This is a genomic window from Lacunisphaera limnophila, from assembly GCF_001746835.1.
Lineage (GTDB): Bacteria > Verrucomicrobiota > Verrucomicrobiia > Opitutales > Opitutaceae > Lacunisphaera > Lacunisphaera limnophila.
In genome coordinates, this window is record NZ_CP016094.1 from 1,358,838 (window position 1) to 1,374,479 (window position 15,642).

General features: G+C 69.5%; 12 protein-coding genes. 2 read left to right on the forward strand and 10 right to left on the reverse strand.

The window, feature by feature from the left end; genetic code table 11:
- Positions 1 to 28: 28 nt before the first annotated feature.
- Positions 29 to 3,523 carry an ATP-binding response regulator gene (locus Verru16B_RS05705; protein ID WP_069961385.1) on the forward strand — a complete coding sequence of 1,165 codons (3,495 nt, stop codon included), beginning with the start codon at positions 29 to 31 and terminating at the stop codon, positions 3,521 to 3,523.
- Positions 3,524 to 3,550: 27 nt separating this feature from the next.
- Here Verru16B_RS05705 and Verru16B_RS05710 read toward each other — a convergent pair whose 3' ends face one another.
- The 7 genes from Verru16B_RS05710 to Verru16B_RS05740 form a co-directional block, all read right to left on the reverse strand.
- The gene (locus Verru16B_RS05710) at positions 3,551 to 4,228 is read right to left on the reverse strand and encodes a hypothetical protein (protein WP_069961386.1); all 678 of its coding nucleotides are present in this window, start codon (positions 4,226 to 4,228) and stop codon (positions 3,551 to 3,553) included.
- A gap of 324 nt (positions 4,229 to 4,552) precedes the next feature.
- Positions 4,553 to 5,461 carry a M48 family metalloprotease gene (locus Verru16B_RS05715; RefSeq protein WP_069961387.1) on the reverse strand — a complete coding sequence of 303 codons (909 nt, stop codon included), beginning with the start codon at positions 5,459 to 5,461 and terminating at the stop codon, positions 4,553 to 4,555.
- Positions 5,458 to 5,952, reverse strand: coding sequence for an SH3 domain-containing protein (locus Verru16B_RS05720; RefSeq protein WP_069961388.1), 495 nt, complete (start codon positions 5,950 to 5,952; stop codon positions 5,458 to 5,460). Before Verru16B_RS05720 ends, Verru16B_RS05715 begins: the two co-directional genes overlap by 4 nt.
- Positions 5,949 to 7,991: an adenylate/guanylate cyclase domain-containing protein gene (locus tag Verru16B_RS05725; RefSeq protein ID WP_069961389.1), complete on the reverse strand. Its 2,043-nt coding sequence runs from the start codon at positions 7,989 to 7,991 to the stop codon at positions 5,949 to 5,951. Before Verru16B_RS05725 ends, Verru16B_RS05720 begins: the two co-directional genes overlap by 4 nt.
- Positions 7,992 to 8,043: 52 nt before the next feature.
- Positions 8,044 to 8,403 carry a cupin domain-containing protein gene (locus tag Verru16B_RS05730; protein WP_069961390.1) on the reverse strand — a complete coding sequence of 120 codons (360 nt, stop codon included), beginning with the start codon at positions 8,401 to 8,403 and terminating at the stop codon, positions 8,044 to 8,046.
- A 104-nt stretch (positions 8,404 to 8,507) separates the two neighbouring features.
- Positions 8,508 to 9,104: a DUF4202 domain-containing protein gene (locus Verru16B_RS05735; protein ID WP_179947404.1), complete on the reverse strand. Its 597-nt coding sequence runs from the start codon at positions 9,102 to 9,104 to the stop codon at positions 8,508 to 8,510.
- 130 nt (positions 9,105 to 9,234) lie between these two features.
- Entirely contained in the window at positions 9,235 to 9,774 is a 540-nt protein-coding gene (locus Verru16B_RS05740; protein WP_069961391.1) for a hypothetical protein, read from the reverse strand.
- 143 nt (positions 9,775 to 9,917) lie between these two features.
- On the opposite strand from Verru16B_RS05740, the gene Verru16B_RS05745 reads away from it, so the two are divergent.
- Positions 9,918 to 11,597 (forward strand): putative transporter, encoded by a 1,680-nt coding sequence (locus Verru16B_RS05745; protein WP_069961392.1) that lies wholly within the window; start codon positions 9,918 to 9,920, stop codon positions 11,595 to 11,597.
- 68 nt (positions 11,598 to 11,665) lie between these two features.
- On the opposite strand, the gene Verru16B_RS17765 is transcribed toward Verru16B_RS05745, so the two are convergent.
- From Verru16B_RS17765 to Verru16B_RS05760, 3 genes are all read right to left on the reverse strand, one after another.
- Positions 11,666 to 12,016 carry a BamA/TamA family outer membrane protein gene (locus Verru16B_RS17765; RefSeq protein WP_083270130.1) on the reverse strand — a complete coding sequence of 117 codons (351 nt, stop codon included), beginning with the start codon at positions 12,014 to 12,016 and terminating at the stop codon, positions 11,666 to 11,668.
- A 72-nt stretch (positions 12,017 to 12,088) separates the two neighbouring features.
- Complete coding sequence (locus Verru16B_RS05755; protein ID WP_069961394.1) at positions 12,089 to 12,970, reverse strand: hypothetical protein; 882 nt, start codon at positions 12,968 to 12,970, stop codon at positions 12,089 to 12,091.
- Entirely contained in the window at positions 12,967 to 15,546 is a 2,580-nt protein-coding gene (locus Verru16B_RS05760) for a glycoside hydrolase family 9 protein (RefSeq protein ID WP_069961395.1), read from the reverse strand. Before Verru16B_RS05760 ends, Verru16B_RS05755 begins: the two co-directional genes overlap by 4 nt.
- Positions 15,547 to 15,642 lie beyond the last annotated feature (96 nt).

Below are 15,642 nucleotides of genomic sequence, written 5' to 3' on the forward strand. Positions count from 1 at the left end.
CTGGCGGTCGCTTTCCCACCCCATCCCTGTGCGCCTGATCCTGCCTGCGCCCTGTCTCCGCTTACTCCCCCTGCTCCTGTTGGCCGGCGGGTTGGGGCTGACGGTGCCGCTCCGGGCGGAGGAGCTGCCGCGCATCACCGATCCGGCCTGGATCTGGGCGATGCCGACCGAGCAAAAAGCCCGGCCGCATCCGCTCCGCCTCGAGGGTCGGGTCCAATACTTCGATCCGAGTTTCAAGATGATGTGGCTCGAGAGCAACGGGGTGAGCACCTATGTCCAGCTCTCCGCGCGGACCCCGCCCCTGCGCACCGGCCAGCAGGTCGTGATCGAGGGCACGATCGTGCCGCACGACGGACTGGACCGCGACCGCATCCAGGTCACCGTGCGGGAGGAGCACCGTCCGGTGACCCCGCTCGACCTGAGCGGTCCCATCAACGACATCGTGAACCTCGGCGGGCGCATCGTGCGGCTGCAGGGCTACGTCAACAGCCAGCAACTCATCGACGACCAGCATGTCCTGCTGAACCTGCTGTACGAAAACCGCCTCGTCACCTGCTGGTTCCCGCCCGACAACCCCCAGCGCCTGCCGGACCTGCAGGGAAAAATGGTCCGCGTGACGGGGCTGTACTCCGGCCGCTTCGACCCGACGAACACGCGCATGACGATCGAGATCTGGGCGGCGGCGGAAGCGGGGATCGAGGTGCTGGGCGCGTTGCCGGACGATCCGCGGTTCAACCAGACGCTCACGCCGATCGGGGAGATCAACCGCCACGCCAGCGGGACCGAACTGCGGGTGCGGGGCCGGCTCGAGGCCCAGCGCCAGGGGGAGAGGCTCGTGCTGCGGGATTCCACCGGGCAGGTGGAAATCCTTTCGCAGCAGTTTGACCGCCTGGAACCGGGCGATCTGGTCGACGCGGTGGGCCGGGTGGCGCAGACCGAGGGCTGGATCCTCACCGGCGCGCTTTACCGGCGCGTGGTGGAGCCAGCCGTGGCCGGCCCGAGCCTGGCCGACCGGTCGGCCCTCACCCGCATCGCCGAGATCCTGGCCCACGGCCGGGCCGAGCTGGCCGCCGGCCTCGCGGTCGACCTGACGGGCATGGTCACCTGGTCGCTGCCCGACCCGAATTTCGACATCCTGTTCCTGCAGGACACCACCGGCGGCATCCGGGTGCGTTACGACAAGGCGAAGACCGGGGTCATCCACTACGGGAAATATTTCAACATCAAGGGTGTCACCCGCGCCGGCCCGACCGCCCCGGAGGTGGAGCTGCAGACCTACGTGGATCTCGGTTCCATGAGCCACCCGCGGCCGCGGATCATCACGCTGGAAACGGCGCAGACCGGCGCGGCCGACGGCGAGTGGGTGGAGCTCCGCGGCTTCCTGCGCCGCACGGACTCCGAGGGCGACTGGCGCTGGATCCGCGTCACCACGCCGACCGGGGAATTCACCGGCCACCTGCAGTCCCCGGTCAACTTCGTGGCCAACCCCGGCTCCCTCATCCGCGTGCGCGGGGTCTGCGACGTGATCCCGGGCGCCCCCGGCCAGCCGAGCAGCGTCACCCTGCGCGTCCCGTTCCTGCATGACATCACCATCGAGCGGGACGCGCCGGCGAATTATTATGACCTGCCGCGCCGCGCGCTGGAGGATCTGGAAAAGATCGGGACCGCGGGCGATATGCAGCGGGTGCGGGTCACCGGCACGGTGGTGCATGCGGTGCCGGGCCGGCAGCTTTACCTCCAGGAAGGATCCACCGGCTTGCTGGTGCTCAGCGCGGACAACCAGGAGGTGCAGCCGGGGGACCGGATCGAGGCCGTGGGCATCCTCGGGCGCGAGGGCGGGCACACCGTCCTGCGTGAAGCCGTGTTTCGCCGGACGGCCTCGGGGGCGGCGCCGGTGCCGGAGGATCTGGCCGATGTTGGCATCCTTGATCCGAACAAGGATTTCCGGCTCGGCCGCGTGCGGGGCACGCTGCTGGCGGTGTTCCATGAGCCGACCCGCAGCCGGCTGACGCTGCAGCAGGGCCCGATGATCTTTGATGTGCGGCTGGAACGGCCGGAAGGCACGCCGCCGCCGCCGCTGGAACTCACCGCCGAGCTGGCGGTCACCGGCATCTACAAGGTGACCTTTGATGATGCGCGGATGGCCCGGGGTTTTGAGCTGCTGGCGCGTTCGCCAGCCGACATCGTCGTCACGCGGCCGGCCCGGCTTTGGACGGTGCGCCGGGCGTTGGCCGTGGCGGGCCTCCTCGGCGGCTGCGTGCTGCTCGGGACCGCCTGGATTACGATGCTGCGCCGCCGGGTCCGGGCGCAGACGGAGGTCATCCGGCAGCATCTGGAGCAGCGGGCCCGGCATGAGGCCGGGGTGCAGAATGCCGCCCGGCTCGAATCACTCGGGGTGCTGGCGGGCGGCATCGCCCATGATTTCAACAACCTGCTCACGGTTTTCATGGGCAACGTGTCCCTGATGAAGTTGTCCCCGTCGGTCATGGCGACCGAGGCCCCGCGCGTGGCGGAGATCGAGCGCGGCCTCCTGCGGGCGCGGGATCTGGCGCGGCAGCTTCTCACGTTTGCCAGCGGCGGCGAGCCGTTGTGTGTGCCGGTGGACATGGCGGCCCTTGTGCGCACCGCTGCGGCCAGTGCGTTGCGCGGTTCCCTTGTCGGCGCCGAGCAGGCGGGGGCGGTGGACCTGTGGCCCGGCCACGGGGACCACGACCAGCTGATGCAGGTCGTGCAGAATCTCGTGCAGAATGCGCGGGAGGCGATGCCGGGGGGTGGCACCGTGCGCCTGGCGCTGGCTAATGAAACCATCCCGTCGGGTGCGTCCGGCGGCCTGGCCCCCGGCCGTTACGTGCGGCTGACCGTGAGTGATCAGGGCCCCGGGATTCCGGCGGCGGTGCTCCCGAAGATTTTCGATCCCTATTTCACCACCCGCCCCGGCGCGCGCGGCCTCGGTCTGGCCACGGTTTATTCGGTCATCACCCGCCATGGCGGCCGGGTGGAGGCGGCCTCACCCCCGGGGAGCGGCGCCGTGCTGACGTTGTGGTTGCCGGCGGTGCCCGCCCGGTCGGACCCGTCGGTTGAGGCGGCCCCGGCGCCGGGCCCCGGCGCCCCGGCCGCGGCGACCGAGACGACCAAACCGCGGGTCCTCTTCATGGACGACGAGGAGAGCCTGCGCGTGCTGGCCAGCGCGGTGTTGCGGCGCATGGGTCTCGATCCGGTCGCGGTGCCGGATGGGCAAAGCGCCCTGCGCGAGTTCAAGGAGGCCAGGAATGCCGGGCGGCCCTTTGCGCTTTTGATCATGGACCTCACGATTCCGGGCGGGATGGGCGGCAAGGAAACCATCGCCGCCGTGCGGCAGCTGGATCCAGCGGTGCCGGCGATCGTGTCGAGCGGTTACTCCAGTGATCCCGTGATGGCGAACTACCAGGGCCACGGCTTCCAAGCCGTGGTGCCCAAGCCGTTCGACGTGGCCGCGCTGTCGGCGGCGGTCTGCCGGTTCATCCCCCAGGCGAAGCCGATGTGAGCGGAGCCGGCCGCGGGCCGGCGTATGTTACGGGGTCGGAGTTACGGCGATCGTCTCGGTGCGGGTCGTGGTCTTGCCGTCCGGGCCGGTGACTTCGATGAGGCGAGTGACCGATCCGTCCGCATTTTTCTTCGTCAGCACGACGCGCTCGGCGCTCTTGCCGTCCGGGCCGGTGGCGGTCTGCGTCTTGGTCTGCTGGCCGTTTTCGCGCGCCACCGTGCCGGTCGTCGTCACCGTCTGGCCGGCGGCGTTGGTGACACTCCCCGTGGTTGTCCGGCCGTTCTCGGTCTTGGTGGCGGTGTTCTCGAAGGTTTGGGTCCGGTCGTTGAAACCGGTGCGGCTGCCCGTGGTGGTGAGGGTACCGTCCTCGTTCTTGACCGAGGTGCTGTTCACCGTGGCCGTTTTGCCCTCGGGCCCCGTGGTGGTGCGCGCCGTGGATCCGGTGCCCGTCGCCTTGTCCCACTTGCGTTCCGACTGGTGGGTGGCGGTTTTGCCGTCCTGGTTGGTGACGGAGCCCTCCCGCGTTTGCCGTCCCTTTTCGCGCGTGGTCGTGCCCTCAAAGGTGCCCGACTTGCCGCTCCCGGTGGAGTAGATGCCGTTTTGCTGCTTGGTGCGGGCTTTCTTATCGGCGGCAAAGGCGGGTTGGGAGAGGAGGCTGGCGGCCAGGCCGGCCGCGAAGAGAACAACGAGGGAGGACTTCTTCATGGTGGATAGTGTGCGGGAGAGACGCCGCCACCGGGAGCCAAAGTTTCCTCGCGCCTGTTAAAAACCTACAAAACGAGGCCGGGTTTCATTCAAAAGTAACAGCGGCCGGGGCCAGGACGAGCACGCGGGATGTTTCAGGCGCCACCAAGCGGTAAGCGCGGCGCCGTGGCACCACCAGCATTTCGCCGGGGGCGAGCGAGACCGGTCCCTCGCGGAATTCCACCTGTACGCCCTCGGTCTGCGCCTGGATGAGCACGTCGCCCTCCTCGTGTTGCCACCAGGGCGTTTCGCCGGCCGGGGTCAGCAGGTGGAGGGATTGGCCGTTCAGCTTGGCCAGCTGCGCCGGTTCCCCGTCGGCGGTGAAGGTGGCCGGCAGGGCGCGCGGCGGCGGCGGCGTGGCCGGGGGGCGGGCTCGTCGGGCAGGCGCTGGAGGCGCTCGCCCAGCGGGGGGTGCGTGGCGAACATCGTCCGCCGATCCTCGCCGGTCTGGCGGAGCCCGGCCAGCACGGCGCGCAGGCCGCCGGGAGCGAAGCCGTTGCTGACGGCCAGGAGTCGGCCCTCGCGGTCGGCCTCGTATTCCGTCGGGGCGTCGAAGCCGGTCTCGATGATCGCCTTGGCCAGGGCGCCCAGGTCCACGCCGAGCTCGCGGTTGGCTTCCTCGACCTGACTGTTCAGTTCGCGGGCGTCGCTGCTGCGCTTGAGCAGGAGGCTCTTGCCGCCGGCGGCGGCCTCGTTGCGCTCGACGATCTTCAGTGCGTGCCGCTGGGTGATGTGGGCGATCTCATGGCCGAGGATGCCGGCGAGCACATCGTCGCTGTCCGCGCGCTCATAGAGCCCGCGGGTGATGAAGACGTAGCCGCCGGGGGCGGAGAAGGCGTTGACGGAGTCGGAGGCGAGCACGGCGAAGCGCCACTCGAGGTCGGGCCGGTCGGAGAACTGCGCGAGGGCGCGGCCCACAAGGTTGACGTGGCGCAGGACGTCGGGATCGCGGTCGAGGCCGCCGTACTTCGCGATGATCTCGAGCGCCACGGCGTCGCCAATGTTGCGCTCCTCCACGGGGCCGATGCCGGTGACGCCCTTTGCCACCTTCGCGGCGTCCTTGCCGGTGTCGAGGCCCTGCTTGAGTTTGTCGAGTCCCTTGGAAAGTTTGCCGAAATCGAGCTGCGCGGAGGCGGGGACGCCGGCCAGCAGCAGGGTGGCGGCGAGGCCGAGGAGAGATAGGCGGGCGTTCATTGGTAGGCCCCCTTGCGGTTCGCCTGCAGGTAGGTCTCGACCTCGTCCAGCGTCAGTTCGGCGCAGGCGGCGAGGAGCCACTCCAGATCCGCCTGGGCGGACTCCAGGTTGTTGCCGGTGGCATAGGTGGCGGCGGCGGGCGCCAGCGGGCGGGCGGCGGCGGTGGCCGTCGTCTGGCTGGCGAGCTGCGGCACGCCGTCGAGCAGGCCCTTGACCTCGGCGGGCTTGGTGGCCGTGACGTTGCCCCGGAACACCCAGCCGGCGGCGGCGCCCTCACTGACGCGGAGCCACGCGCCGGAGACCTCCGCGATGGTGAGCTTGCGGCCGTAGGGCAGGGTGGCGGCGGCCTCGGCCAGCGGCTGCGGTGCGGCGAGCAGCACGGTCTCCTGGCGTTTGGTGTAGACGAAGCCGCCAGCCTCGAAGGCGGCCACGGCGGAGGTGGTGAGCAGGCCGGCCAGCATCAGGCCGGACCAAGGGGTGGGCGTTTTCATTTTGAATCCAGGGAAATGACGGGTTCCCAATCGGGTGGGGGCGGGGAAGTGAGGAAGGTCGTCGCGGTGTCGTGCCAGCGGGCGGTGCTCAGGTCGTCCGGCCGCAACGCGAGCGCACGAGCGAGCGCGGCGACGGCGGCGGCGAAGTTCCGGTCGACCAAGGCGGCATAACCCGTGCGGTAGGCAACGACAAATTCCTGTTCGTCGGGCGGGAGCGTTCCGCGGGCCCCGTGCAGGGTGTGCACCTCGACGGCCTGAAGCTTGCCCTTCACGCGCAGGCGCGCCAGCGGCCGGGTTTCCATGGTCGCCTGGACGCGCCGGGCGGTTTCCTCGCCGAGGAGGATGCCGGTGCCGAAGGCCTTGTTGGCGCCCTCGAGGCGGGAGGCGAGGTTCACGGTGTCACCCATCACGGTGTATTGCTTTTTGCGGGAGGAGCCGAGGTTGCCGACGATCATCTCGCCGGTGTTGAGGCCGATGCGGACCTCGAGGTGGACGCCCACCTTGGCCGCGTAGCGGGCGTTGATGCCGACGAGGGCCTGCCGGGCCTCGAGCGCCGCGCGACAAGCCGCGAGCGGGTGGTCGGGCAGGGTCTGCGGGGCGCCGAGCACGGCCATCACGGCGTCGCCGATGTATTTGTCCACGTAGGCGCCGTGCCGGTGCAGGCATTCGCTCGTTTCGTCGAGGTAGGCGTTGACCACCGTGACCATCTGCTCGGGCGGCAGTTTCTCGGAGAGATCGGTGAAGCCGGCGAGGTCGGAGAAGAACACCGTAGCCTCGCGCCGCTCCCCGGCGAGCTGCAGCGACGCGGGGTTGCGCACGAGTTCGGCCACGACGCCGGGGTCCACGTAGGCGCCGAACATGGCCTGGATGGCGCGCTTGCGGCGCTGCTCGCGCCAGAAATTCTCCGCCACGACACCGAGGAGCACCAGCCCGATGGCGGCCAGCGGCGTCGCGGGGGGCAGGAACCAGCCCGCGGCCAACGCCGCGTAGGAGCCGCCGAGCAGCGTGGCGGCGACCAGGGCGGCTGCGGAGGCCGGGGCCACGAGCGAGTGGAGCTTGCGACCCGCGACCAGCACCACACTGCCGGCCAGCAGTGCGGCGCCCAGGATCGCCGGCCAGCCCAGGGCGGTGATGAAGCCGCCGGTGGCCAGGTTGGTCCAAGCCGTCCAATGCAGGAGGACGCCCGGCTCCACGCGGCCGATCGGCAGCGGTTTCACGTCGAAAGTGCCGCTCGCGTTGGCGCCGACAAACACCACCTTGCCCCGCACGGACGCGGCGAGGGCGCCAGTCATGTGCGGCTCCGCGCGCAGGGCCGCGGCGAGGCCGGTCGCATCCAAATCGGGCGCGGCGGCGAGCAGACGCTCAAGGAGGGGCCGGCCCGCGGCGATGAACGGGGCGGCGGACAACACCCGCACGCCCCGGGCCGAGATTTCCGCCAGACCCCCGTGCCAGCGCACCAGGCCGCCGGGCGGCAGCGCGGGCCGGTCGAGCGCAGCGGCGGCCAGCGATCCGGGCGGCAGATAACGCCGGGCCACCCCGTCGGGGTCGGCGGGAAACTCGACCAAGCCCGTGCGCGGGATGCGGAACAGATCCGGTTGGGCGGCCACAAATTCCTCCGGCCAGAAGATGGGTGGTCGGTCGGCGGTGCGCGCCAGCACGACCGAGGGGGCGGCGGCGGCCACGCCGGCCAGCACCTGGTCCTGCATGGCGTCGGACTCCTCAAAGAAGGTGAAGTCGACGACGACCTTCTCCGCGCCGGCGAGTTGCAGGGTTGCGATCAGCTGCGCGAAGATCAGGCGTGGGAACGGCCAGCGCACGCCGAGGTCGCTCATGGCCGCCATCGTGGCCTCGTCCACCAGCACGAGCGCGGAGTTGTCCGGCAGCGGTGGCGGGCGCAGCGGATGCCGGGCGGCGCCGTCGAAAAAGGCCCGGTCCAGCGCGGGCCCGAACGGCGAGAGATGAAACGCCGCGACCAGCACGGCGACCGGCAGCAGCCAGCGCCAGCGGAGGGAAGCGTCAGTGTGTGCGGGGTCGCTCAACCGCCCGCATACGACCCGGTCGGCGCGGGCGAGGCAAGCCTCGGGCCTGAAATCAGATCCAGTCCGGGCGGGCGATGGTCTTGTCGCCCCCGGCGCTGCCGGTGTTCAGGGTCGCGGCTGGCTCGAACAGCAGCACGCTTACCTCCGCGTCGGCCACGGGCCGGTGCTCGACCCCGCGCGGCACCACGAGCATCTCTCCCTCGCGCAACGGCACGACCCGGTCGCGAAAATGCATGTCGAAGCTCCCGTGCACGACGAGGAACAGCTCGTCCTCGTGCTCATGGTGGTGCCAGACGAACTCGCCGCGGAACTTCACCAGCTTGACGTGCTGGCCGTTCAGTTCCGCGACGATCTTGGGGTCCCAGTGGGTCGAGAACAGGGCGAGTTTTTCGGCGAGGTTGATCTTGTGCATGGGGATTCGGTTGTAGGGCGGGGTCTCCGAACCCCGCCGCGAACGTGATGGTGCGATCGAACGAAGGAGGGGTTCGGAGACCCCGCCCTACATCCAGTCAAGCGTCAGCCGGCCGTCACCGCCTCGGTGACCAGGGCGCCGATCTCCGGGGACAGCGTGATCGTGCCGGCGAGCGCCTGGGCGCGCGGGCTCATTTTTTTCCAAGTCTTGCGGATGATCTCCACGAATTTCTCGCGCGGGTAGTCGCCGTGCTGCGCGGCGAAGGCCTCGATCTCGTTTTCCAGGAACACGAGACAGGCGGCGTCCTCGAGGGCCTGGGTGCCGGGATTGGTTTTCAGGCCGGTTTTGGAAACCCAGGTGGCCACCTCATCGGCCTCGGGTGCGGGCACGCCCGCCTGCAGGAGGAGGGTGCGGGCCCGGTCGGCCTGTTTGGTGTAGAGGGATCTCCGCCAGGTCAGGTAGCCGGCCTTGCCCTCGGGAAACGTGGTGCGCGGCACGGTCCAGCGCTCGAGGTGCTGGCAGCGCGCGGCGAGCAACAGCAGCGGTGTGGGCTCCGCGGCGGCGCGCGCGGCCCAGGCTTCCACCCGGTCGGCGTAGACGAGTTCGGCGGGACGGCCGTCGGCGGTGCGTTTCGGATCACCGGCGTGGGCGGTGTCGATCAGCTCACGGGCGCGGGCCAGGCTCTGGGAAGGAGAGGTCACGGGCCCAGAGTCTCAGAAGGATGGGCCACAAAAAGCACAAAACACACAAAAAGGCGGGGAGAAGGGAGCGCGGTCAGCGACCGCGCCCGAGCCTGGCGCGACCAAGGTCGCTCCCACTAGGGAGCCGGGCTTACTTGACGCCGTCGCCGTGGGTTACGCGGCCGTTGCGGAAGATGATCTGGTCCTCGAGGACGGGTTCTTCGTAGCCGCCGCTGCTGCCGCCGCCGAGGACGATGGGCGGAATATAAACCCCGCTGCCGCCCGTGGGGTAGGTGCCCGGGTAGCCGCTCCCGGGATAACCCCCGCCGGGATAAATACCGCCGGGGTAACCCGAGCCGCCGGTGCCGACGCTCACGGTGCTGCCGCGCGGCAGGATGCTGCCGCCCGAACTGCCGCCGCTGATGCGGTAAACCCAGACCTCGTCGCCGTTGCCGCGGTCCACCTTCTCGGTGGGTTTGCCCCGGGCCACGTAGACCATGTCGGGGGTCATGCCCTTTTGCACGATACCCGAGAGGACGGCGTCCTTGGTCTCGATTGACCAGGATTCATATACGTCACGGTTGGCGTCCACGCGATCCATGATGGCGTTGGGCGAGGTGGGCGAGGAGCAGGCGGCCAGCAGAAATAGCCACCCGGCGAGCAGCACGATGGGGGAGCGTGGGGGGTGCATGGGGGAAAAGATGACACAAAATCGGCCGGATGCCAGCCGAGGATGAACCCGTGACATAAGATCGGTCGATGGATTGCGCAGGAATGCACAAAAATTGAGCTGCCCAACCTGGGGGCGGCTGGTAGGCTCGGCCCCTGTTGACCATGAACTGGCTGTCCCATCTCCTCACTGAAGAATCCGTGGCGCGCACCGTCATCCTGCTGGGCGTGGCCGGGGCCGCCGGGTCGGCCCTGGGTAAAATCCGCGTGGGCGGCGTGGGCCTTGGGGTGGCCGGGGTGCTCTTTGCCGGCCTCTTCCTCGGTTACCTGAAGCTGTCAGTGGACGCCCATGTGCTGGAATTCGTGCGCGAATTCGGCCTCATCATCTTTGTGTACACGCTCGGTCTGCAGATCGGGCCCGGGTTCTTCGGCTCGTTGCGCTCCCGCGGCCTGATGCTCAACGGTTTTGCCACCGCCATCGTGCTGCTGGGAGCCGCGATCGCGACCGCGATCATCCTCGGGGGCTGGGTCGGGTTGCCGGCCGGCGTCGGCCTGCTCTCCGGCGCGACCACCAACACCCCGAGCCTGGCGGCCGCGCAGCAGGCGCTCAAGCAGATCGGCACGGCCGACAATGTCGCCGTGGTACAGGGGCTGGCCTACGCCGTGGCCTATCCCTTCGGCATCATCGGCATCATCCTGACCATGGTGATCGTGCGCCGGGTCTTCCGGGTGGACGTGAAGGCTGAGGTCGCCGCCGCCGAGGCGGCGCACGCGCCGAGCCGGCCGAAGCCGGCCACGCGCAATTTCGAGGTGCGCAACCCCAACCTGGTTGGCCGCGCGCTCGGCAAGGTGCCGGGCCTCGCCGGCTCGGGGGTGATCGTCTCGCGCTTTTCCCGCGGCGGCCTCGTCGAGGTGGCGCGGCCCGACACCCTGCTGCGGCTGGGTGACATCCTGCATGCGGTCGGCCCCGAGGAAGGGCTCGATGAATTGCGCGTGGTCGTTGGTGCGGACGCCGGGGTGGACCTGAAGGCGGTGCCCGGCTCAATCACCAACCGCCGGCTGATCGTGACGCGCAGCGATGTGTTCGGTCGCGAATTGGGCGAGGTCGAGGCCTTCACCGAGCACGGGGTCGTCGTCACGCGGGTGACGCGCGGCGGCATCGAGTTCACCGCCACGCCGGGTTTCCGGCTGCAGTTCGGCGACGTGCTGATGGCCGTCGGCGAGGAGCCGCACATCGACGCGGTGGCCGCGGTGGTGGGCAACTCCAACCACGCACTCAATTCGCCGCAGCCGATTCCCTTTTTCCTCGGCATCGCGCTGGGCGTCATCGTGGGCTCGATCCCCTTCGCCGTGCCCGGCCTGCCGGCGGCGGTGAAGCTCGGGCTCGCGGGCGGCCCGCTGGTCGTGGCGATTCTGCTGTCGCGCGTGGCGAACACCGGACCGCTCGTCTGGTACCTGCCGACGAACGCCAACCACATGCTGCGCGAGGTCGGCATCACGTTGTTTCTGGCGGCGGTCGGGTTGAAGTCCGGCGAGAAATTCATGGAGGTGCTCATGGGCGGCGACGGCGTGCGCTGGCTGCTCTTTGGCGCGCTCATCACGGCGGCGCCGCTGCTCCTCGTGGGCCTGGTGGCGCGCGCCTGGAAGAAACTCAACTACGCCGAACTCTGCGGCCTGCTGGCCGGCAGCATGACCGACCCGCCGGCGCTGGCCTTCGCGCAACAGACCACGGCGAGCGACGCCCCGGCGGTCGCCTACGCCACGGTCTACCCGCTCGTCATGCTGCTCCGCGTCTTCACCGCGCAGCTGATCGTGTTTCTGCTCTATCAGGTGGCGGGCGGGTGAGGCGGCGGTTGGCTTAAGCCGCAGCGCGCGGTCTCCTGAACCCCGCCCCACAATACCCTCGTCGCAACTCAGAACGGATAGCCGATGGAGAACAGCAGCGTGCCGGAGGGATCGAGCGGGCGCGGGTTGAGGTTGCGGCCATATTCGAGGCGCACGGGGCCGATGATGGTCTGGTAACGCAGGCCCAGGCCCGCGGCGTAGAGCGTGTCCGTCGACGGATAGTCGCGCAGACTGGCCGCGGTGCCCAGGGCGTCACCGAACAACACGACCGACCATTTTCCACTCAGGGCCTGCTCGAGCTCGAGGTTGAACTGCAGGTAGGATTTGGCCCCGACGAACAGGCCGGCGGCGTCGCGCGGTGCCGCCTCGCCCTTGCGGTAGCCACGGATCGAGCCGTCGCCGCCCGGGTAAACCCAGATTTGGGGTGCAGGTTACAGTCAAATCGGCGGGCCCGGGCCAAGGGCGTGGGCCGGGGCAGGCTGGTAGCGGCGTCAGAGCCGTGCGCCCGACAGCACCAGCTCGAAGCGAGCGGGACTCCCCGGGGCGAACAGGGGCGACAGCTCCTCGAGCTCCACGAAGGCTTCATGTTCCTCGCTGAGGTAAACCTGGGTGTGAAAACCTTCGTCGGGCTCGCCGACCACGGCACCCGTCTGGGTGCCGCGGGCCACGCGCAGACTGAAGCCACCGAGGGTACCGATCAGGGGCTGCGGACGAAAACCGAATTTTCCGACCGCGCCCGTGTGGCGCAGGGTCAGCGTGGAGCCGGCCAGCGTGGCGTGGGGCGGGGGAGCAAAGCGGGTGGCAAAGGGTCCCGCGGTGGAGGTCAGGCGCACATAACCGGCGGGAAAATCGGATTCCGGGTGCACCTCAGTCTTCACCTCCATGGATGCGGGCACCTGCAGGATGTGGATGAACTGAGCCGGCCGCGTGCCGCCGGAGGCTTCCGCGCCGCAGATGAGTTCGGCGCCCGCCCAATGGTAGGTCCGGGTCAGACGCGGCCAGCCGTCGGGGCTCTCCGGCATCACGAAGCGGAGCAGGCCGCCCTCGCTCGTGACCTTGGCGGGCTCCTCGTATTCCCAGGCCGAGGCCGGCGGCCAGAAGCCTTTCCAGGAAGTCTGCGGTCCGAGCCAGAGGCGGTGGCCGCCGAGGCGGTTGCGGTTCGCGCGTGTGGCCGGGGCAAGCAACAGGTTGGTGTCCTGGCCGTCGGGTCCGAAGTGCATGAGCCGGCCGCGGGTGACCGAGACGACGGCGCGCCAACCCGCCGAGGCCGACGCAAACGCCGGTTCACCGTGCCAGGTGACCGGCTGCCACTCCGTCGCGCCGGCGGAGACCCAGCCGGCGCACATCACGGCAAGCGGGGCCAGGAATTTCATGGCTTGAGCAGATGATCGGCGGCGAGCACGAGGAAGACGTAATCGCTGGTCGGGCGGCCAAGGCAATATTCGGTTTGCTGCCAGAGGAAGGGCCAGGTGAGCAGCTCGGGAAAGTCGGGCCGGATCAGGGCGGTGCCGGAAGCCACGCCGCCGGGAATGTGGGACCAGTCACCGCGGTTGACGCCATAGGCCGTGGTCAGCGAGCGGGCGCCCACGCCCGAAACATAGGAGGCGGTGTTGGATCCCGGGTGGCAGCCCAGGATGAAGGCGAGGGCCTGGTGCATGGCGGTGGCGGGGAAGATGTCGGGCGCGCCAGTGTGCAGGAAATACTGCTCCACGCCAAAGCGCTGGATCGCCCAGCCCGCGCCCCAGATGTCGGGCTGGTAGGTCACGCCGTAGGGTGTGGCCTGCTCGAGCGCGGCGAGCCGGGTGCGGTAGCTCCGCAGGGCGCCGCGGATTTTTTCCTGATAGGCGGGATCCGGCACGAGGGCCAGCGAGCGGGCGACGAGCCAGCCGGCGTGGACGCGACGCTCGTCCGTGCCGGCATCGGGCACGAGGTTCCGGGTCGCGAGGTCAGCGAGTCCGACGATGGCGTCGGCGTATTTCTGGTCACCCGTCGTCTGCAGCAGGTCGATGGCGGGCGCGAGCCGGGCGAGCGGCGAACGCGGGGTGCCGGCCTGGGTCCACAGTTCCTCCGCGATGCGCCGGCAGTCGGCGGCCAGCGGATCGTTGTAACCCCGGAGCGCGCGGGACGCAGCGGCGAGACCGGCGGCGACGATGAGCTCGCGATCGGGATTGTCCTCCGTGAACACCCAGCGGTCATCCGGAGAACCGGCGGTGCCGAGCGGCGGCAGGCCAGGGACGGGCTCGGCCTGAGAACCGTGCACGGCGGCGGCGGCCAGCGCCTGCTGGGCGGTGCGCGCGGCGTCATCCACGAAGACCTGCTGGTCGTTCATCGTGGCGGCGTCGCCGAGATGGGCATACGGCCGGAGCGAAGGTTCGATGATGCCGCGGTAAAGCCGGCCGAGCGCCTGGTAACCGCCGACGATGCTGAGCGCACCATGTTCGATCTGCTGGAGCAGGTCGGGCTTGCCGTCGGGGCGGTGGATGTCGACGAGGCGGCGAGCCTGGTCGATCGTGGTGTTGTCGTGCTCGGGGCGGAAGAGTTCCCAGGCGAGCGCGAGGCCGTGGATGGTGTCGGCCTGCGACTCAACGCGCAGGTCGTAGTCCCCGGCGTCGTGCCAGCCGCCGTGGTTGAGGCCCGGGACGTGGTCGCCCGGTTGGAAACGGGTGAGGGTCGAGGGACCCTGCGCGTAGCCGTCGAAGTGGTTGTGCGGCGCCGGGGCCATGAGGGCGTCGTCATCGTGACAGAGCCCGTGCCAGACGCGGTAGTTGTCGTTCACGCGCATGTGGCACATCTGCACGGGCAGGAAGTAGTCGACGGTGGGCTGCCAGACGTGCCGGGCAAAGATCTGCGGGTCGATGGGGAAGGCGGCGGAGCGGCGCTCGCCATACCGGACCTCGTAGAGACCGGGTTGCTCGATGGCGGTGAAATCAAACTGCACGTACCGGGAGCGGAGGAAATTGCCCCAGTCCTGGGCGGGTTGTTCCCGGACGAGTTCCGCGCCAGTCGCGCCGATCCGGTAGAGGGCGACGGAGGGACGGGCCGCGTCGTTCGGGTCAAGTTCGATGACGGCGACCTTGGGTTGGCGCGGGTGGTAACCGACCTGCGAGACCTGGATGACGGGCTCGGCGGTCCAGCCGGGAATGGCGTGCGGGGTGACGAGCCACTCGATGGCTCCGGTGGTGGCGCCCGCCGCGACGAGGGAGCGGACCACAAACCAGCCGTTGTTATGACGCGCGCGTCCGTCCAGCAGCAGGAGCTCGCCGCCGCGCACGGCCTCGATGCTCAGGCGCTGGGCCTCGGATTCCGGCGCGATGGTCAGCACCGGACCGCGACCGAGCGGCACGACCTGGTGGTCGTCACCCAAGGCGGGGGCGGCCGGGCTGTTGGCCTGGAGGGGAAACAGTCCGGCTTGTCCGCCAAGGAGGAAGGATTTGCCGAAGAGGTAGCCGGGGAAAAGCTCGAGGTTGAAACCGACCTGGCCGACCCAGTCGGCGGGCAACGGCGCGGCCAGATCCACGATGATGCGGAAGGCATCACCACCCGCCGGCGTGACCCGAACGGTGTAGTCGAGCTTGAGATCGGGGTAGTCGATCGGATTGAAACCGGTGCGGTTCTTTTTCTCGTCGGGGAAATGCATGCGCACGCTGATCTGCTGGGTGGCGGCGTCCACGGTGCGTTCGCCGGTGACGGGCGTGGGTTGCCACTGGCCGGGCGTCGGGCTGAGGCGCAGGTCGCCGTTGGTGGCGGTGCGCAGGCCGTTCTGGATGATGCCGACCCCGCCTTGGTGGCTTTCAGGGTAGTAGTCGCTGGCGAGCATCACGTTCAGGCCGCGCTTGGCGAAATACCCACGGTCATTGAGCGCGAGCGGGGCGGAGGGTTCGCCCGGGGCCGCGCCAGCCAGGGTGGCCAGCGCGAGGGTGCCGAGCAGCAGGAAGCGGCGGAGGGTCATGACGGGGAGGGGTTGGGTCCGGACGCACCGTCCGGACCTGATTAAGGTACTTTCTCCGGCGGCCCTGTCACCGCCCGATGCTGCGCGCGGATTGTC

Coding starts and splice junctions, on each gene's coding strand:
- Verru16B_RS05710 (WP_069961386.1), bottom strand. CDS start 4,228: ATGAAGAAGTCCTCCCTCGTTGTTCTCTTCGCGGCCGGCCTGGCCGCC.
- Verru16B_RS05715 (WP_069961387.1), bottom strand. CDS start 5,461: ATGAACGCCCGCCTATCTCTCCTCGGCCTCGCCGCCACCCTGCTGCTG.
- Verru16B_RS05720 (WP_069961388.1), bottom strand. CDS start 5,952: ATGAAAACGCCCACCCCTTGGTCCGGCCTGATGCTGGCCGGCCTGCTC.
- Verru16B_RS05730 (WP_069961390.1), bottom strand. CDS start 8,403: ATGCACAAGATCAACCTCGCCGAAAAACTCGCCCTGTTCTCGACCCAC.
- Verru16B_RS05740 (WP_069961391.1), bottom strand. CDS start 9,774: ATGCACCCCCCACGCTCCCCCATCGTGCTGCTCGCCGGGTGGCTATTT.
- Verru16B_RS05745 (WP_069961392.1), top strand. CDS start 9,918: ATGAACTGGCTGTCCCATCTCCTCACTGAAGAATCCGTGGCGCGCACC.
- Verru16B_RS05755 (WP_069961394.1), bottom strand. CDS start 12,970: ATGAAATTCCTGGCCCCGCTTGCCGTGATGTGCGCCGGCTGGGTCTCC.
- Verru16B_RS05760 (WP_069961395.1), bottom strand. CDS start 15,546: ATGACCCTCCGCCGCTTCCTGCTGCTCGGCACCCTCGCGCTGGCCACC.